Source organism: Bacillus sp. A015 (assembly GCF_053851875.1).
This window is the reverse complement of the sequence record NZ_JBSPZB010000001.1, coordinates 1-18,240: the sequence shown is the minus strand read 5'-3', so window position 1 is coordinate 18,240 and position 18,240 is coordinate 1. Positions and strand designations below refer to the sequence as shown.

At 40.6% G+C, this 18,240-nt stretch carries 17 protein-coding genes; 6 read left to right on the top strand and 11 right to left on the bottom strand.

Translation table 11 applies throughout. The features are described 5' to 3' along the window. Positions 1-103: 103 nt before the first annotated feature. Positions 104-1,171: a cytochrome c oxidase subunit II gene (gene coxB / locus ACSLGF_RS00085; protein WP_456001321.1), complete on the bottom strand. Its 1,068-nt coding sequence runs from the start codon at positions 1,169-1,171 to the stop codon at positions 104-106. A gap of 278 nt (positions 1,172-1,449) precedes the next feature. Then, positions 1,450-2,367 carry a heme o synthase gene (gene cyoE / locus ACSLGF_RS00080; protein WP_024424777.1) on the bottom strand — a complete coding sequence of 306 codons (918 nt, stop codon included), beginning with the start codon at positions 2,365-2,367 and terminating at the stop codon, positions 1,450-1,452. Between the two features lie 393 nt (positions 2,368-2,760). Between cyoE and ACSLGF_RS00075 the strand changes: the two genes are divergently transcribed. Beyond that, positions 2,761-3,684 carry a COX15/CtaA family protein gene (locus ACSLGF_RS00075; RefSeq protein ID WP_456001318.1) on the top strand — a complete coding sequence of 308 codons (924 nt, stop codon included), beginning with the start codon at positions 2,761-2,763 and terminating at the stop codon, positions 3,682-3,684. 39 nt (positions 3,685-3,723) lie between these two features. Here ACSLGF_RS00075 and ACSLGF_RS00070 read toward each other — a convergent pair whose 3' ends face one another. From ACSLGF_RS00070 to glsA, 5 genes are all read right to left on the bottom strand, one after another. Continuing rightward, on the bottom strand, positions 3,724-5,157 hold the full coding sequence (locus ACSLGF_RS00070) for a cryptochrome/photolyase family protein (RefSeq protein WP_456001316.1): 1,434 nt from the start codon (positions 5,155-5,157) through the stop codon (positions 3,724-3,726). Between the two features lie 89 nt (positions 5,158-5,246). Next, positions 5,247-8,693: a pyruvate carboxylase gene (gene pyc, locus ACSLGF_RS00065; protein ID WP_456001313.1), complete on the bottom strand. Its 3,447-nt coding sequence runs from the start codon at positions 8,691-8,693 to the stop codon at positions 5,247-5,249. 79 nt (positions 8,694-8,772) lie between these two features. Beyond that, positions 8,773-9,984, bottom strand: coding sequence for a putative lipid II flippase FtsW (ftsW, locus tag ACSLGF_RS00060; protein ID WP_456001310.1), 1,212 nt, complete (start codon positions 9,982-9,984; stop codon positions 8,773-8,775). Between the two features lie 210 nt (positions 9,985-10,194). Then, on the bottom strand, positions 10,195-10,476 hold the full coding sequence (locus ACSLGF_RS00055) for a YlaN family protein (protein WP_034318078.1): 282 nt from the start codon (positions 10,474-10,476) through the stop codon (positions 10,195-10,197). A gap of 122 nt (positions 10,477-10,598) precedes the next feature. Beyond that, on the bottom strand, positions 10,599-11,528 hold the full coding sequence (gene glsA / locus ACSLGF_RS00050; RefSeq protein WP_456001307.1) for a glutaminase A: 930 nt from the start codon (positions 11,526-11,528) through the stop codon (positions 10,599-10,601). 120 nt (positions 11,529-11,648) lie between these two features. Between glsA and ACSLGF_RS00045 the strand changes: the two genes are divergently transcribed. Next, positions 11,649-12,131, top strand: coding sequence for a peptidyl-prolyl cis-trans isomerase (locus ACSLGF_RS00045; protein ID WP_456001304.1), 483 nt, complete (start codon positions 11,649-11,651; stop codon positions 12,129-12,131). A 15-nt stretch (positions 12,132-12,146) separates the two neighbouring features. Here ACSLGF_RS00045 and ACSLGF_RS00040 read toward each other — a convergent pair whose 3' ends face one another. Then, positions 12,147-13,469 carry a PhoH family protein gene (locus tag ACSLGF_RS00040; RefSeq protein ID WP_456001770.1) on the bottom strand — a complete coding sequence of 441 codons (1,323 nt, stop codon included), beginning with the start codon at positions 13,467-13,469 and terminating at the stop codon, positions 12,147-12,149. Positions 13,470-13,609: 140 nt separating this feature from the next. Here ACSLGF_RS00040 and ACSLGF_RS00035 point away from each other — a divergent pair, with 140 nt between their 5' ends. Both ACSLGF_RS00035 and ACSLGF_RS00030 read left to right on the top strand, forming a co-directional pair. Further along, positions 13,610-14,227, top strand: a complete 618-nt coding sequence (locus ACSLGF_RS00035) for a YhcN/YlaJ family sporulation lipoprotein (protein ID WP_456001301.1) — start codon at positions 13,610-13,612, stop codon at positions 14,225-14,227. A gap of 103 nt (positions 14,228-14,330) precedes the next feature. After that, positions 14,331-14,561, top strand: a complete 231-nt coding sequence (locus ACSLGF_RS00030) for a YlaI family protein (protein ID WP_012009835.1) — start codon at positions 14,331-14,333, stop codon at positions 14,559-14,561. A 29-nt stretch (positions 14,562-14,590) separates the two neighbouring features. Here ACSLGF_RS00030 and ACSLGF_RS00025 read toward each other — a convergent pair whose 3' ends face one another. Both ACSLGF_RS00025 and typA read right to left on the bottom strand, forming a co-directional pair. Further along, complete coding sequence (locus ACSLGF_RS00025; protein ID WP_044334035.1) at positions 14,591-14,872, bottom strand: YlaH-like family protein; 282 nt, start codon at positions 14,870-14,872, stop codon at positions 14,591-14,593. Between the two features lie 95 nt (positions 14,873-14,967). Then, the gene (typA, locus tag ACSLGF_RS00020) at positions 14,968-16,806 is read right to left on the bottom strand and encodes a translational GTPase TypA (RefSeq protein ID WP_456001299.1); all 1,839 of its coding nucleotides are present in this window, start codon (positions 16,804-16,806) and stop codon (positions 14,968-14,970) included. A gap of 113 nt (positions 16,807-16,919) precedes the next feature. Here typA and ACSLGF_RS00015 point away from each other — a divergent pair, with 113 nt between their 5' ends. Both ACSLGF_RS00015 and ACSLGF_RS00010 read left to right on the top strand, forming a co-directional pair. Then, on the top strand, positions 16,920-17,099 hold the full coding sequence (locus ACSLGF_RS00015) for a DUF5325 family protein (RefSeq protein WP_099725978.1): 180 nt from the start codon (positions 16,920-16,922) through the stop codon (positions 17,097-17,099). A gap of 275 nt (positions 17,100-17,374) precedes the next feature. Further along, complete coding sequence (locus tag ACSLGF_RS00010; protein ID WP_456001297.1) at positions 17,375-18,010, top strand: hypothetical protein; 636 nt, start codon at positions 17,375-17,377, stop codon at positions 18,008-18,010. Between the two features lie 61 nt (positions 18,011-18,071). Here the strand turns inward: ACSLGF_RS00010 and ACSLGF_RS00005 are convergent. Beyond that, positions 18,072-18,240, bottom strand: a 169-nt coding sequence (locus tag ACSLGF_RS00005; RefSeq protein WP_456001767.1) for an IS3 family transposase, incomplete at its 5' end; no start/stop codon positions are given.

Sequence of the window (18,240 nt, the reverse complement as noted above, 5' to 3'; positions counted from 1 at the left end):
GCGTCTGACAGATGACTACTTCTCGGTTGTAGAGACATATTCGGGAGCTCTTAACAAAAACTTCACATAGATCACATACCCATTTGAACATACGCTCTAGATATTACTCTATTTTAAGACCTTTTAAATACTCGTAGAGTGCATCTGCTTCTGAGTCATTTAATTTAGGATACGTCCCTGTCATCTTATTACCTGGTTTAAAGCTTTCTGGATCTTTCAGCCATGCTTTCACATTTTCTTTGTTCATGTCTTTAATTCCAGCTACTTTCGTTCTCTCTCCGAAGGTCGCAAGGTTTGGAGCAGTCCTTGCCGCTTCAGGCCGTTCGTCCCCAGGCTCTACTGCGTGACAGCTCAAGCAGTTTTTCTCTTTAAATAGTTTTTCACCCTCTAGGGCTAGGTCTGACGTGGATGTAGGCTTCTTGTAATCTGCCATTTTTTTGGCCCACCCTAAAAACTCATCTTGAGAAAGCGTTTTAACTTTAAAGTCCATTAAAGCATGTGATGGACCACAAAGCTCCGCACATTTCCCGTAGAAATATTCTCCTGCATCTTTCGTTCGTTTCGAATCAAATTTCAAATAAAATTTGTTCTCATTGTCAGTATTAGTATCGATTTTACCGCCAGCCGATGGAATCCAGAAAGAGTGCTTAACATCGGATGCTTTCAGCTTAAAGTACACCTTTTGATCTGTCGGTACAATCAATTCCTGACTTGTGACAATCCCATAATCAGGGTATTCAAATTCCCACCAATATAAGCTGGCTCTAACATTCACTACAAGTGTCTTTTCAGGATCTCGTTTTTTCTTATCCATAGCGCTTGTATCCCCTAGCTCAAGCGTGTATGCCACAACAGGTACAACGAGAATAATGAGTAGAAGAATTGGAATCGCTGTCCACGTAATTTCTAGGTTACGGTTCCCTTCCACCTGTTTTGGAATCGTATCTTCTCCCACTTTAGAACGTTTGAATTTAATGATGACGTAAAAGAAAATGATCGATACAACAATGACGACAAGAACCATAATGAGTGTACTCAGTACCGTTAGGAAAAACTGTTTATCTGCTACTTCCCCAACTGGCTTGAGTGTTGATAAGTATGGTTCACCGCAGCCCGCCAAAACGAGCGTCAGTAAGAGAAACAGTGAATAAACACGCCATTTTCTTATCATAATTTGTCCCAACCCCTTTTGCTTGATCTCCTTTGCCTTTCGCTTTTTACCTCTTATTTATAAAATCACTTTTCACCCATCAATAACCCCCGCCCTTATAAAAGCACTTACATTTCCTCTTTTCATAAAAAAATGATGTTTTTACTCAAAATACCATCTATGTATAAACAGAAAGCCGCCTAAATAGAACTGAATATCAGGCGGCTTTCATAGTTGTAAGAAAATGTTGTGTTATAAGATATAGCCATTGTTTTGATGTGATCAAAGTGTATTCCACTCTAGAATAGTGTAATAATAATCATCGCAACGAAAAAGATGGTTAAGTAGTTTAATGAATAAACGAACATCAGTGTAGACCACTTCATGATGTCTTTCATTTTAAAGCCCATGAGGCCAATGACGAGCCATCCAATGTTTAGTAATGTGCCAAGAGCAACAATCGGCCATCCTAATCCACCTAAGAAAAATGGAAGTGGAAGAAGACATGCTGTCCAAATGATAATTTGCCGTTTTGTAACTTCAAAGCCATAGACAACTGGAAGCATTGGAATGCCTGCCTTGCGGTAATCTTCCGTTTTCTTAATCGCAAGTGACAGGAAGTGCGGGATTTGCCAAATGAACATAATCATAAACAAAACCCAAGCCGTTGTGTCAATTGTGCCTGTGACAGCTGTCCAGCCGATTAATGGCGGAACCGCACCAGATACACTCCCAATGACTGTATTGATGGTGTAATGGCGTTTAGACCACATAGTGTAAAGGACGGCATAAGTAAAGACACCGATAAATCCAATCACTGCTGATGTAATAGTTGTCATCAGAAGCATAATGAGTCCAAGTACAACAAGCAATATGCCAAATGCATACGCTTGCCCCGGCTGAATTTTTCCTGTAACCGTCGGTCTTGTTTTTGTTCTTTCCATTAATATATCAATATCACGGTCAAACGCATTATTAATGGCGCATGAACCGGCAATAATAAGAGAAGAACCAATCATTGTTAACAGAACAATATCAAGATTCCCAAGGAAACTCATATCTGTAAAATAAAAAGCAAGCCACATTCCAGTAAATGTTGTAATGAAGTTGGAATTGACGATGCCCATTTTAATAAGAGCAAGAAAATCTTTCCAAGCTGTTGTTTCTTCTATTTGTCCATGAATAGCTGCTTCCGCGGCTGTTTTGGAATTTGCCAATGTGTATAACCTCCCTTGCCCAAACCTTCAAACGAACAAATGAAACGTAAAATCGTTACAACTCTATCATACAAGATAAAGAGCTGTAAAAAAACATCCTATTAAATAATAAACGACAAACTTGAAGTTATTTGTGAACTTTTCGTGAATTTATTAGGATAGATGTGTGTTTCAGAAGGCGGTGCAAAATGAAATATTCTCTCCTCTATTTCTATCAGACTGTCAAAGAAAGATCAAGCACTCTAAATCTGTAAACTTTGTGAACTAACATATCATTTTTTTGTGAACTTTGGTGATTATGAATTGCAACAGAACACGCATTTGGCTTAAACTTGAGAGCATGTGAGGTTTTTATTTGTATCAGAAGTTTTTTAGAGAAGGTGAAATAATTTGATGAAATTTACTTTAAGGCTATTGAGCGTTGTCACAACGTTTGTGATGCTGATCGTTCTGATTGGCGGTGCGCTTGTTACAAAAACCGGCTCGGGTCTTGGCTGCGGCCGGCAGTGGCCCCTTTGCCACGGTCGTTTCTTTCCTGAAATGAACCCTGCTTCCATCATCGAATGGAGTCACCGCATGTCAACAGGGGTTTCCACCATTCTTGTACTGGCACTGGCGATCTTATGCTGGAAAAAAATTAGTCCAGTATTCCGTGAAACCAAATTCTTGGTCATCATGTCCATTATATTCTTACTGCTTCAAGCGCTGTTAGGGGCACTCGCTGTTGTGTTTGGTTCTAACGCACTTGTCATGGCACTGCACTTCGGTATTTCACTGATTTCTTTTGCTTCAATCTTACTGCTTGCCCTTCTTGTGTTTGAGGCAACCAGATCTGAAACAAAGCTTGTGAAGCCGCTTCATATCGGAAAAAGAATGCAGTTCCATATTTATGGCTTGATCACATATACGTATATCGTGGTGTATACGGGTGCTTATGTGAGACACACAAAATCAAGCCTTGCTTGTTCTGTCTTCCCATTTTGTTCAAAAGACGGCGCACTTCCGGCGTACTTTAATCAGTGGGTCCAAATGTCTCACCGAGCAGCAGCACTTCTTTTATTCGTATGGATATTTGTCGCTATGTTCCATGCCATTAAACATTATAAAGATCAGAAGCAGTTGTATTATGGATGGATCATTTCAGCCATTCTGATTACACTTCAAGCGATTTCAGGTGTGATGTCTGTTTATTCTCACCTTGCACTTGGTTATGCGCTTGCTCATTCATTCTTTATTTCTTGTTTGTTTGGGGTACTATGCTACTTCTGCTTACTCATTGCCCGGTTTAAATATGAAAGCAAAGAGCCATTTAGATAAAAGTTTGTATCCCCCTTCCATGCGGAAAGGGGATTTCTTTTATTGTTGTTTTGCTTTTTCAAATAGCGAAATGGCTTTTTTGCGTCTTTCTTGATGATCGACTGTTGGCAGTGGATATGCATCCCCTAGCACACATCCCGATTTCATTTGTTCATCAATCGGCATTTTACTTGGTTCATGAATCCATTTTTCTTCGACATGTTTTAGTTCAGGTACATATCTTCTGATAAATTCCCCGGTTGGATCAAACCGTTTCGATTGGGTCGTTGGATTAAAAATGCGAAAGTAAGGAACAGCATCCGTTCCGACAGAGGCTGCCCACTGAAATCCCCCGATATTTGAAGCCTCATCATAATCCACGAGTTTTTTCGCAAAATACGCTTCGCCTTTTCTCCAATCAATCAAATAATCCTTTGTTAAAAATGAAGCAGTCACCATTCGCAAGCGGTTATGCATCCAGCCTTCTTCATTTAATTGCCTCATCCCTGCATCAACGAGCGGAAACCCTGTCTCACCTTTACACCAAGCTTCAAAAAGCGTCTCATCTTCATTCCATTTCATCCCTTGAAATGAAGAATTGATTTCCTTTTCTTTCATCTCTGGATAGTGCGCAAAAATCATATGATAAAAATCACGCCACGCCAGCTCTTTGATAAAGGTTTCCCGGCCCTCGTCTTCATAAAGTGCTTCTTCATTGATAGCATGAAAGATCGTCCGGATAGAAATGGTTCCTGTTTTTAAGAACCGGGACAGTTTACTCGTTCCAAAGACAGACGGAATATCCCGTTTCTCATGATAACGCGTCAGTCTTTTTTGGATAAAGGTGTGCAGAGTGTTTATCGCTTTGTCTGAACCAATTTGATCAAATTTCCTTGAGCATCCCTTGATGATGCCTCGTAGCTTTTTATCCCCTTTTTGCGAAAGTGACTCGTCACAAATCGTGTGCTCACTACTGAAAGATGATTTGTCAATTTTTATCACAGGCTGCTTCTCTTGCTTCCGCAATGATTGATAGTATGGAGTGAACACTTGATAATGAGACCCATCCGCTTTTAAAATGTCTCTCGCCCCATGAAGGTGTGTATCTTGCCACTTTAATACATGAATGCCCTTTCCTTCTAAAAAATCGGATACTTGATCGTCACGTGTTTGGCCGATTCCAACTTGGTCTTCATTAAAAAAGACGGCTTTGATGTCATAAACATTCATGACCTGCTGAAAGGCAGACAAGACATCATCATGGAGAAGGTGAACATAAACTTGAGATTCTCTCGCTTCCTTGACGAAATAAGCCAAGCTTTGAAAGAAATGTTCATGGTTTAAATCCAGCTCCATTTCAGTAAAAAAAGGATCTAGATGATAAAAAGCAAATAATTTGTACTCGTGTTTTTTTGCATATGTGATCGCTTTTGATAAGGCGATATGATCATTCAATCGCATATCTCGGCGAAACCAAATCACGACGATTTTCAACTTTCTTCACCTCATTCTATAGTGTAATCACTCTTTCAGGCCGCTGCACGCTCAAAAAAAGACACATCGCTACGGATGTGTCTCACTCATTATTCAGGCTTTAATACAATCAACAGATCACCGGTTTGAATCGGTTCTCCATTCGTAACATGAATTTCATCTACGACCGCAGAAAATGGTGCTTGAACGGTTGTTTCCATTTTCATGGCTTCATTGATCATCAAATGCTCACCTTGCGAGATTTTCTGCCCTTTTTCAACAAGCACTTTGATTACGGTGCCTGGCATCGATGCGGCAATGTGATTTGGATTTGAGCGATCCGCCTTCATTTTTTCTTGAACGGAGGATTTGATGCTTTCATCCTTAATCACCACTTCACGCGGCTGACCATTTAGCTCAAAGTAAAGAACTCTTGTGGCATCTGGATTCGGTTCTCCAATTGACACGAGTTTGACAATGAGGGTTTTTCCTTTTTCAATTTCCACCTCAATCTCTTCACCAAGTCTCATCCCATAGAAAAACGTCGGTGTGTCAAGAACAGAGATGTCACCATAGCTTTCTGCTGTTTGGACAAATTCAGAAAAGACTTTCGGGTATAAGGCATACGCAATCGCATCTTGTTCTGTCAACGTCAGGTCATGTGATTCTTTGAATTGCTTTTTAATTTCTTCAAAGTCCACTGGCTCTAACTTCTCACCTGGTCTGACAGTCAGCGGCTCTTCCCCTTTTAAAATCAGCTTTTGCAGTTTTTCTGGGAATCCGCCATGCGGCTGACCTAAGTAGCCTTTAAATAATTCAACAACAGAATCCGGGAAGTCCAGTGTTGCTCCTTTTTCATAGACATCCTCTTCTGTTAGATCATTTTGCACCATATAAAGTGCCATATCTCCGACCACTTTAGAGGATGGTGTCACCTTTACAATATCACCAAACATGTCATTCACACGTCTGTACATTTCCTTTACTTCATTCCAGCGGTCGTCAAGACCTACACCTTTCGCCTGCTGCTGCAAGTTACTATACTGACCGCCAGGCATTTCATGCTCATAAATTTCTGTATGCGGCGAATTCATGCCGCTTTCGAACTCATGATAGTATTTTCTGACGGAATCCCAGTATTGAGAAAGACGTTCTACAGCTTTGACATTCATTTCTGGCTTTCTTTCATGACCATCTAAAGCATAGTATAATGAGCTCGCACTTGGCTGCGATGTAAGCCCCGCCATAGAGCTGACAGCAACATCAACAATATCAACACCTGCATCGATCGCTCTTGCATAGGTGAACAGTCCATTTCCACTCGTGTCATGCGTATGAAGATGAATTGGGATGGTCAGCTCATCTTTTAAAGCAGATACAAGCTCGTAAGCTGCCTGCGGTTTTAATAATCCCGCCATATCTTTAATGCCTAAAATATGAGCGCCTGCGGATTCAAGTTCCTTCGCAAGAGATACATAGTATTTAAGGTCATATTTCGGACGAGATGGATCAAGAATATCCCCCGTATAACAAATGGCTGCCTCAGCCACTTTGCCTGATTCACGAACAGAATCAATGGCAAGCGTCATGCCTTTGACCCAGTTTAAGCTGTCAAAAATACGGAACACATCAATGCCCGCCTCAGCCGATTCCTTGACAAATGCTTTAATCACATTGTCCGCATAGTTTGTATACCCGACAGCGTTTGATGATCTTAAAAGCATTTGGAACAACGTGTTTGGAACTTCTTGACGAAGCTCTTTCAGTCTTTCCCAAGGATCTTCTTTTAAGAAACGATACGCAACATCAAATGTAGCACCGCCCCACATTTCCATACTGAATAGCTCTGGCCATAACCCCGCTGTTGGCTGGGCAATTTTCTTTAAGTCATGCGTTCTAAAGCGTGTCGCAAGCAGAGACTGATGCGCATCTCTAAAGGTTGTATCTGTTAAAAGAACATCGCTTTGTTCTTTTACCCAATTGGCGAGCCCCTCAGGTCCATGCGTATCTAACAACTGTTTTGTCCCAGACGGAACCTCTTCATGGACAGGAAGCTTCGGTACATTTGGTCTATCAAAATGAGGCTTCTTTTTCTCGGCGATACCGGGGAACCCATTAATGGTCACGTTACCAATATAAGTCAACATCTTTGTTCCGCGGTCTTTTTGTTTAGGGAAATTAAATAGCTCTGGCGTTGAATCGATAAACGACGTATCGTATTCCCCTTTTAGAAACTTCTCATGCTTTGCCACGTTTTCAAGAAATGGGATATTCGTTTTAATGCCGCGAATCCTGAATTCTTGTAAATTACGGACCATTTTAGCAGCAGCCTGATCAAATGTGAGCGCCCATGTAGACAGCTTGACCAATAATGAATCGTAATAAGGTGTAATGACCGCACCTTGGAAGCTGTTCCCAGTATCTAAGCGTACACCAAATCCCCCGCCTGAACGGTAGGCCATAATTTTTCCTGTGTCCGGCATAAAGTCATTCAAAGGATCCTCTGTTGTGACCCTTGATTGAATGGCAAATCCATGTGTGAAGATATCTTCTTGCTTTGGTATACCGACTTCCTTGCTATGGAGATCATGACCCTTTGCGACAAGAATTTGGGTTTGTACGATATCGACACCTGTGATCATTTCTGTGATCGTGTGTTCCACCTGTACCCTAGGATTGACTTCAATAAAATAAAACTCACCATTTGCCACTAGGAATTCTACAGTCCCAGCGTTAATATATGACACATTTCGAGCCAGCTTAACAGCCGCTTCGCAGATGTCTTCACGTAATTGATCTGTAAGAGACACACTTGGCGCAACTTCAATGACCTTTTGATGACGCCTTTGGACAGAGCAGTCACGTTCATATAAATGAATGATATTGCCGTGATTGTCACCAATCACCTGCACTTCAATATGTTTCGGATTTTCAATCAGCTTCTCAACGTATACTTCGTCATTTCCAAAAGCAGCTTTCGCCTCTGACTTTGCACGGTCATAGGCTTCATTCAGCTCCTCTTTTGATCTGACAATCCGCATACCTCGGCCGCCGCCGCCAAGTGACGCTTTAATAATAAACGGGTAACCGTATTCTTCACCGAATTTTTCGACTTCTTTGACCGAATCAACTGGCCCGTCACTTCCTGGAATAACTGGAATTCCAGCTTTTTTCGCTTCATCTCTCGCCTTTACTTTATCTCCAAACATATCTAAATGCTGAGAAGTTGGACCGATAAATTGAATGCCTTCCTCTTCGCATCGTCTTGCAAAATGAATGTTTTCGGATAAAAATCCGTACCCTGGATGAATCGCATCCACGTCATTTCGTTTTGCAATTTCGATGATCCCCTCGATATCAAGGTAGGCATCAATCGGTTTTTTCCCTTCTCCAACTAGATATGCTTCATCTGCTTTATAGCGATGATAAGAGCCCGAGTCTTCTTTGGAGTAAATGGCCACTGTACGTAAATTAAGCTCCGTACAGGCCCTGAAGACTCTGATAGCTATTTCCCCTCTGTTTGCAACTAGAACCTTTTGAATTGTTCTCTGTGACATTCTCACTCCTCCATATCCCTTAAAATTTTATATGTACTCTATAATAAAGGAAGAAATGAAAACTGTACACTTTTGTTTTCTAAAGATTCAAAGTTTTCTGCAATCCATTTTTTTGAAGCGATGGTTTGCTGATTGATCTTTTCTTTTTATAACGCTCTTTATATTCAGTGAACATGCTGATATTCAGCAGTATTCCCATACATCCGCTTAATAAAATGATGGACGATCCCCCGTAGCTGATAAATGGAAGTGTCACCCCAGTGATTGGAATAAGACCTGAAACACCACCCAAATTGATACATGTTTGGATCGCAATCATCGAAGAAATTCCTATTGCAAGCAAACTTCCAAACGGATCCTCACACTTTCTCGCAATATAAAAACCTTTCACGACGATGAAGCCAAGTAGAGCTAGAACAAAAAATACACCGAAAAAGCCAAGCTCTTCTGAGATGATCGCCATGATAAAATCTGTATGCGGCTCTGGAAGATACCCATACTTTTGGACACTCTCTCCAAGTCCAAGACCAAAAAAACCACCTGATCCAATCGCATAATATGAATTAATCAATTGATGCCCAGTGGCGCCTGCATCTTTAAATGGGTCTTGGAAACTTTCAAAACGTCCGAGACGATTTTGTGTGAAAATTTTATCCCAAAACAGCATAATAAACGGTGTTACAACGACCATCACTGCACTAAATAACGCTAACAGCTTCGCAAGCGTTTTACCGCTAAAGCCGGAGCATAAAATCATCGCAAAGGCAATCATGCCAATGATAAAGGCTGTCCCATAGTCTGGCTGCAAAATGATGAAGCCGCATAAGATGGAGACAATCACGATTGGAGGTGTGACCCCTCTTAAAATATGATCAATATAGTGCTGCTTTTTTGCATACACAGCAGCAAGATAGATAATGACGACAATCTTCACAAATTCTGCTGGCTGAAGACTAAAAGGTCCTATTTTGATCCAGCTTCTAGCATTCCCTGCAATGTGACCGCCAAAGTACACATAGATGAGTGAAACAACAGAAAGCAGCAGCATACCGATCTGGAATTTTTTATTTGAAAACAGCTGATATGGAGCCAGAGCTGTAAAGATCAAGATGACCGCCCCAACAATCATAAATAAAAGCTGTTTCTTAAAAAAATTATCTGGCGCGGCATCATATCTGATGACAGATGTAATCATACTTGAGCTATACACCATCACCAAACCGAATGCGCTAATTAATATAATGGCGAACAATAATGAGTAGTCATACGATTTTAGCATTCTCTTTAACATATAATCCTCTTCCTAACGTCTGTTTCTTCTGCTCGATATCCTCTTAGCTGTTCTTATTCTACTACATTTTCTCCGTTTGATCCCGTTTTACCTCTTTTATATTGTTCGTCATTCATGAAAGAATCAAGTCCGTTTGTTCTCAAACAATCAAAAGAAAATGGAGGACAAAAAAACTCAAACTTATGTTGTGGAAGTTTGAGTTTTCAATCATTATTTTTTTGTGAACGCATCATGAAGTGCGGAAAGCTCTCTCTCAAGTTTATCGAGTAGTTTCTTGCCTTCATGTTGATCAACTAATCCAAGTCGGACAGCAAAATCAATTTCTCTCGATAATCCGAACATTTGAGTATCTAAAACCTCTTCATAAAGAGGACATTGCGGCATCGTTAAGTTGTCCATTTGCACTTGGATCAATTTTAAAATTTTATCTGCATCCAATTTTAATAAAGACAGTGCTTTTTGCCGATGATCGACTAAAATTTCTGACGCCAAAAGTATCCCTCCGTTCCCCAGGCGAGTACCTAATTCTTCTATTTATCATAAAGCGAAACGCCCAAAATTGCAAGCAGATTTGTACAGTTCGCTTTGTAAAAATAAAAAGAAGGCACAAGTTGTTAAAAGATACTCATTTCATATTTTTCACTCATGAGCTCAAGCAGCTTAATACCAGCAATACTATTCCCTTTCTCATCCAGCGCAGGCCCAAAGATGCCAATCCCAAAATCATATGGCGCTGCCCCCATAATCCCGCCGGAGACACCGCTTTTGGCAGGAATCCCGATATTAATGGCAAATTCTCCGCTTGCATTGTACATTCCGCAAGTCACCATAAAGGTTTTACAAATTCTAGCGACATCTTTTGAAAGGATCTGCTTCCCCGTCTCTGGATGCCTGCCGTCTAATGAAAAAACACAAGCGATTTTCGCCAAATCCAAGCTGTTCATCATGATGGCACATTGTTTCGTATAGACGTCCATGACCTCTTCTACATTCCCTCTAATGATATGATATTGCTTCATGTAATAGCACATGGCGCGGTTAATCATCGATGTCTCAAATTCGGAAGCAGCTGTTTCTTTGCAGTATGTAATGCTTGTGTCATTTGCAAGCTCTCTAATAAAAGCAAGTAGTCGGTTGAGCTGATCTTGCGGCGTCGCACCTTTTATTAAACTTGTGACTGCGAGCGCTCCTGCATTAATCATTGGATTCAGCGGCTTATTCGGGCTTGCTGTTTCAAGTTTAATCATCGAATTAAACGGGTCGCCTGTTGGTTCCTGCCCAACAAATTGAAATACTTTTTTTGGCCCTTCTTCTGAGAGCACGAGCGCAAGTGCTAATACTTTTGAAATACTTTGAAGGGTAAAGCGTTTATCTACATCTCCCGCCGAGTGGCAAGTATTACTCACATGATAAACAGCCACAGATAAATCTGTCTGATCCGCTTTACCGAGAGCGGGAATATAGGATGCTACTTTGCCATTTTTGGCGACTTTTTTTGCTTCTTCTACAAATCGCTGAAGCTCTTCATTGTCACGACACGCCATGCCCAAAATCCTCCCTATCTTTCATGTAAGGTTAGTGTGTACAAAGAGAAGCATGTTTATGAAAGTGACAAAGCGGGCGAAAACTTCTATAATTTATGATGGAAAGGGGTTGTCTTGAACATGAGCATTATTCAAATTAAGGGGAACGTACGGTACAAGATCACCATTGATCCAAGTGTGTGGATTTTTGATGACCGCAAATTTTTAATGGATTCATTTTTTGAGAAAAGCGCAGCAAGTGAAGAGAATCAGCTTGATCAGGAGCTTGACCAAGAGCGGGTCATAAGAGAAGGTCAAACACTTCCACCCACTTTAAAAACAGAGAAGAAGTACGAAAAAGAAAGACTCGTCACAGGCAGCTTCGGTATGAAGCTTGGCGACATGCTGAAAAATGCAGAACCGCTTGATGAGGCGGCAACGTGTGAATTTGTCACAGAAACGGAAACAATTGCTGTGCCGCTTTCTAAGGCAATGGAAAGCATTGCTCATTTCAGCCAAAATGGAAAGCCTATTACAGAAGAAGGACCAATCCACGTTTATTTCGAGGATCAGTCCAACTTAACTCGGCCGATTAAAGGTGTAAAAGAGCTAATCATTACATAAGATAGAGGGTCTGGACTATAACAAATCAGCTGCAAGCTGTGCAAGTCCAGATCTTTCTCCTTTGACAAGCTTGACATGTCCAGATATTTGTTGCCCTTTGAAACGCTCAATGACATACGTAAGCCCATTATTTAAGCTATCTAAATAAGGATGATCAATCTGCTCTGGATCCCCCATCAGCACAATTTTACTTCCCTCTCCAACTCGCGTTAATAATGTTTTCACTTCGTGTTTTGTTAAATTTTGCGCCTCATCAATGATGATAAATTGATCAGGTATACTTCTTCCACGGATATACGTTAAAGCCTCCACTTGAATAGAACCAATACCCGCTAAGATCGCATCAAGTTCTCCAGGTTTTTTTGTATTAAATAAAAATTCTAAATTGTCATAGATCGGCTGCATCCACGGCCTGAGCTTCTCTTCCTTCTCTCCTGGCAAGTAGCCTAAATCCTTACCAACAGGAACAATTGAGCGGGCCACGATGAGCTTTTTAAACATGCCGAAATCCTCTGTTTGCATCAATCCAGCAGCAAGTGCAAGCAATGTTTTGCCTGTCCCCGCTTTTCCGATGAGCGTCACGAGCGGGATATCACGTCGTAAAAGCAACTCTAGCGCCATTGTCTGCTGGACATTTTTCGGGCGGATTCCCCAAATATGTTCTTGATCATAAATGAGACGCTTGACGAGCTCTCCTTTTTGATCAAGCATTCCTATAGCAGACCCCCCTTCATTTCCCTTCATAATGACGAATTGATGAGGGTTTAACGAGGCATTGGTGACGTCTTTTACGTATAACTGATTTTGCTTATAAAATGTATTTAACTGCTCAGTTGGAATATAGAGCTCGTGATAGCCATTATCAATGTCTTCATTTTGCAACACACGATCACTTAAGAAATCCTCTGCTTGCAGCCCAATAGCATCTGCCTTCACTCGCACTAAGACATCCTTGCTGACTAAAATGACAGGCCGCCCATGAGGCTTTGTTTCTTCCTCTAAGCTCAAATTCTTCGCGACAGCCAAAATCCGATTATCGTTCGTTTTTTCAATGAAAATTTCTTGAAGCTCGTGGAAAGAGCGGTGATTCAGTTCAATGCGCAGCGTCCCTTTTGACTCTAGCGTAATTTTTTCATGCAGTTTCCCTTTCGATCTCAAACCGTCGATTAAACGTGAAACGCGCCGAGCATTTTGCCCAACCTCGTCCATATATCTCTTTTTAGAGTCTACTTCTTCTAACACAACGGCCGGAATGACGACCTCATTGTCTTCAAATGAAAAGATTGAATTCGGATCCTGTAATAACACATTCGTGTCTAATACATAAATTTTACTCAGGTCCTTCGCCTCCTGATCGGGGTTTCATTCATCCTTGTCTTTCCCAAAACGATTGTTAAAATATATGTTTTCATGAATAAAGTTAGAAGGTTAATTCAACAATAAAATAAATCATGCAGTTTGTGAAGGAGGGAATACACATGCGACTATTTGTTACATTATTCATGATTCATACCATCTTTCTGTTGGGCGCTTGCCAGCAGCAGGAAAAGCCAGAGGCTTTGGACAAGCAAGATGGACGCCAGCATTTAGTACGGGTGTCAGACTCAACCAAGAAAAATACCAATCAAGCCCGCCCATCAACAGATGTTGCGCAGCATCTTGTCAATGTGACCGAGCACGTAGCAGATGTAAATGATGCAACGGCTATCGTCATCGGCCGCTATGCTGTTGTTGGCATTGATGTAAAAGATGATTTAGATAGAAGCAAAGTAGAAACCATTAAATATTCAGTTGCAAAAGCGCTAAAAAATGACCCAGAGGGTGCGAATGCTGTTGTGGTCGCTGACCCAGATACAGTCAGCCGTTTAAAAGAAATGGGCAAAGAAATTCAAGCAGGCCGTCCTGTAAGTGGTATTATGGATGAACTAGCTGCCATTGTCGGACGTGTGATGCCAGAAATGCCGCGAAATGAAATCGATCGTAGCGAAACGGACCCGACAAATGATCCGAATGATCAGCTCAAACAAAACGATCAAAAGCAGTTAGACAAAAATCAAAACGATCAATCAAACCATCATATGAATCAGAAGAAATAATGAGAACGGCTTATATCTCCTGTGATATAAGCCTTTTTCTACGCTGATTTCAAGTGGTCCAGAAAACATGCTATAATGAATGCAATAAAGTGAGGTGAAAATGATGAGAGTGAAGTGCTCATTATGTGAAAAGCTTGAAACCATTGATGATGATACACTCGTTGCTAAGCGGTTAAGAAATCGACCGATTCATACATATATGTGCGATGACTGCCAGGAAAGAATTAAAGTAAAGACAGAAGCACGCATCAAAACTGGCAGATTCTCTCTTTATCAAGATCCTGCGACGAAAGAGAAAAAGAAGAAAAAAGGAAAAAAAGAACAAAAAACATAAAAAAGACCTGACACATGTTCAGGTCTTTTTTACGTATTTACTGTTCCTTCTTTTTTCGCACGATGCAGCCTTATTTTATAAATAATCAAAATGGCAGCTGCCACTACCAGGCCTTCCGCTACTGGCAAGAAGATTCCTAGAAATGTGAGAAACGTACAGCCAAAAATCAAAAACAAATAAATCACGAGCGCTTTTAAAATCGGTAAACGTCTAGCAAAGCCGAGCTTAAAAACAATAATCGCTAAAACAAGGATGGTGCCATATAGGAGCCACATCCCTGTTTGCGGATTTTCATCGACACGAAACAGCATCGCGAAAAAGGATAGATTCTCACTTACTTCCTGATCATTCAAAAGATTCCCTCCCCTTATCTTTCAGGGTTCTATCTTTTTAATTCTTCATGGAATTATGATAATCCTGCTAGCTTTTTCTTCTTCGCCGCTTTCTCACGTTCGTTTTTATCTAAAATTTTCTTTCTTAGACGAATGGATTCTGGTGTAACCTCACAGTATTCGTCTTCATTAAGGTACTCAAGAGATTCCTCAAGTGACATAATACGTGGTTTTTTCATACTAACCGTTTGATCTTTTGTCGCTGAACGTACGTTCGTTTGTTGTTTCATACGGCTAACGTTGACAACAAGGTCGTTCTCACGGTTATGCTCACCAACAATCATTCCTTGATACACTTCAGTACCCGGCTCAACAAAAATCACACCACGCTCTTCAACGCCTTGGATTCCGTAAGAAGTTGCTTTGCCTGTTTCCATTGAAACAAGTACACCTTGACGGCGTCCGCCAACTTGGCCAGACTGCATCGGCTGATAGCTGTCAAACGTATGGTTCAGAATACCAAAACCACGAGTTAATGAAAGAAATTCAGTTGTATATCCGATTAAACCACGTGATGGAACTGTAAAGATCAGGCGAACTTGACCGTTACCATTATTGATCATGTCAATCATGTCACCTTTTCTTGCACCCATTGATTCCATGATAGAGCCAGTGTGCTCTTCTGGTACATCAATTTGAACGCGTTCTACAGGCTCGCATCGAACACCATCCACTTCTTTTACAATAACTTCTGGCTTCGATACTTGTAATTCAAACCCTTCACGTCTCATATTCTCAATCAGAATCGATAAGTGAAGCTCTCCGCGTCCAGATACAACCCAAGCATCAGGTGAATCAGTTGGATCCACGCGAAGACTTACATCTGTTTGAAGCTGCTGCTCTAAACGTTCTTCAATTTTACGTGAAGTCACGTATTTTCCTTCACGGCCTGCAAATGGGCTGTTATTGACAACAAACGTCATTTGAAGTGTCGGCTCATCAATACGAAGGATTGGCAGTGCCTCTTGGTGTTCTACCGGACAAACTGTTTCACCTACGTTGATGTCTTCCATACCAGATACAGCGACAAGATCTCCAGCTTTCGCTTCATTGATTTCCACTCGTTTTAACCCTTGGAAACCAAAAATCTTTGTCACACGGAATTGTTTCACACTGCCATCAACTTTCATCAGGGCCACTTGCTGTCCTACTTGCATTGTTCCTCTGAATACACGGCCGATTCCAATTCTTCCAACATAATCATTGTAATCAAGTAGCGCCACTTGGAATTGAAGCGGCTCTTCATGGTTATCAATTGGGCATGGAATATGGTTGACAATTGCTTCAAACAAAGATTCCATGTTTTCATCTTGCTTGCTCGGATCATTACTTGCCGTACCATTGATTGCTGATGCATACACAACTGGGAATTCAAGCTGTTCTTCTGTTGCATCCAATTCAATGAACAAGTCAATGACTTCATCGACTACTTCAGCCGGACGAGCAAAGTCGCGGTCAATTTTATTGACAACAACAATTGGTGTTAAGTTTTGCTCAAGTGCTTTTTTCAGCACAAATCGTGTTTGAGGCATACAGCCTTCATAAGCGTCCACCACGAGAAGTACACCATCTACCATTTTCATGATACGCTCAACCTCACCACCGAAATCGGCGTGTCCTGGTGTATCTAAAATATTAATGCGTGTATCTTTATAATGGATCGCAGTATTTTTAGCTAAAATCGTAATACCGCGCTCTCGCTCTAAATCATTTGAATCCATGGCTCTCTCAGCGATATTTTCATTCGCACGGAAAGTACCAGCTTGATGGAGCAATTGGTCAACAAGCGTCGTTTTACCATGGTCAACGTGGGCAATAATTGCGATGTTGCGAAGATCTTTTCGAAGTTTCACATTTTCATCTCCTAAAATAATTAGATAACTTTCATATTATATCACAATCCCCTTTAAAATCCGATCGTTTTTCTGTAAACTTATATTAACTCTAAAAAAAGGGATGGAGATAAATGAAACAAATCAAATGGCTTCTATTATTATGTGCTTTACTTGCAGTCGTCAGTATGGCGTTTATTGGGGTATCTGTTGCAGAAAAAAGCATACTGGGAACATGCCTTAGTATCGTGTTCGCCTTGATTTTCATGGGTACAGGATTTACATTAAAAAGAAAATTAAACGTGCAATCATAAATTTTTTCAAAAGCCTTTTACCTTCTACATGTAGAAGGTTTTTTATTTTGAGCAAAAACAAGACCAATCACCTATTAAAACCCGAGTAATCAGACTGAAAATAGCATATAGACTTGGCAAATATAAGCAATCTGAACCTCTCTATTTTTCGACAAGAACTTTTATAGTTCTCCAAAATCAAACACAAAATTACATTTTTCCTATTCTTCCACAAACTTTCTCGTGGTATGCTGTTCTTGCAACAAAATTTAACAGAAAAGGGAGAGAAAAGAAGCATGAAGAAGTTTTTGAGCAAATCGCTCAGCTCTGTTGTATTTTTCGCTTTAGCTATCATTCTTACTTTCACAACAGTAGCTCCTGGGCAAGCAAGCGCTGCAACTTTCAAAGGGATTCCTTTTGAGCAGCAACAAATTATTAAAGAATTATTGGAGAAAAACGAGCGTGTCATCAACATTCTCATCAATTCATTTGTTGAGGAAGACAACAACTACACATTTGATGTGAAAAAAGCTGTTGAGCTCGGTCTGACTGAAGAAGAAGCGGCGACTGCTGAGAAATTCTTAGATCGCGCAGCTGTTCTTACAATCGTTTTCAGTGAAAGCATCACTAAAAACGAAAAAGGAAAATTAGTTTTTGATGCAGAAAAAGCGATTGAACTTGGTCTTACTAAAGAAGAAGCAACTAAATTCGAAAAGCTTTTCAAATCAGTGATCAGAATTGCTGATCTTGCTGGTGATGCACTTGTTCTAGACAAAAAAGGAAACGTTGTAATTGATTCAAAAATCGCAAAAGGTCTTGGATTCAAATCTACTGAATTACTTATTTTCAACCAATTGCTTAAGAAAATTCCTCAAGAGCAATTAAAAACTTTCTATGATGCAGTTCAACTTGCAAAAGAAAAATTAAACTAAGCTCGAAAAACCCCACCTGGTGGGACTGACCCCCGTTTTTGAGACAGGGATCAAAACACCTTTATACAGCCAATTGCCGATAGTTTATCGGTGATTGGTTGTTTAGTTTCGTTTGAATGCGAATGTTGTTATAATAATAAATGTATTCTTTGACAGTGCGTTCTACGATGGTGGTCGTCGTTCGATCAATGCTGTTAAGATAGAACGTTTCAGACTTTAGTGAGGAATGA

Bases quoted from the DNA above. Each gene is read 5' to 3' on its own strand.
- coxB (WP_456001321.1), bottom strand. From the start codon at position 1,171: ATGATAAGAAAATGGCGTGTTTATTCACTGTTTCTCTTACTGACGCTC.
- ACSLGF_RS00010 (WP_456001297.1), top strand. From the start codon at position 17,375: ATGAAGAAGTTTTTGAGCAAATCGCTCAGCTCTGTTGTATTTTTCGCT.
- ACSLGF_RS00025 (WP_044334035.1), bottom strand. From the start codon at position 14,872: ATGCTGTTTCGTGTCGATGAAAATCCGCAAACAGGGATGTGGCTCCTA.
- pyc (WP_456001313.1), bottom strand. From the start codon at position 8,693: ATGTCACAGAGAACAATTCAAAAGGTTCTAGTTGCAAACAGAGGGGAA.
- ACSLGF_RS00045 (WP_456001304.1), top strand. From the start codon at position 11,649: ATGAGCATTATTCAAATTAAGGGGAACGTACGGTACAAGATCACCATT.
- glsA (WP_456001307.1), bottom strand. From the start codon at position 11,528: ATGGCGTGTCGTGACAATGAAGAGCTTCAGCGATTTGTAGAAGAAGCA.
- ACSLGF_RS00030 (WP_012009835.1), top strand. From the start codon at position 14,331: ATGAGAGTGAAGTGCTCATTATGTGAAAAGCTTGAAACCATTGATGAT.
- ACSLGF_RS00075 (WP_456001318.1), top strand. From the start codon at position 2,761: ATGAAATTTACTTTAAGGCTATTGAGCGTTGTCACAACGTTTGTGATG.
- ftsW (WP_456001310.1), bottom strand. From the start codon at position 9,984: ATGTTAAAGAGAATGCTAAAATCGTATGACTACTCATTATTGTTCGCC.
- ACSLGF_RS00015 (WP_099725978.1), top strand. From the start codon at position 16,920: ATGAAACAAATCAAATGGCTTCTATTATTATGTGCTTTACTTGCAGTC.
- ACSLGF_RS00035 (WP_456001301.1), top strand. From the start codon at position 13,610: ATGCGACTATTTGTTACATTATTCATGATTCATACCATCTTTCTGTTG.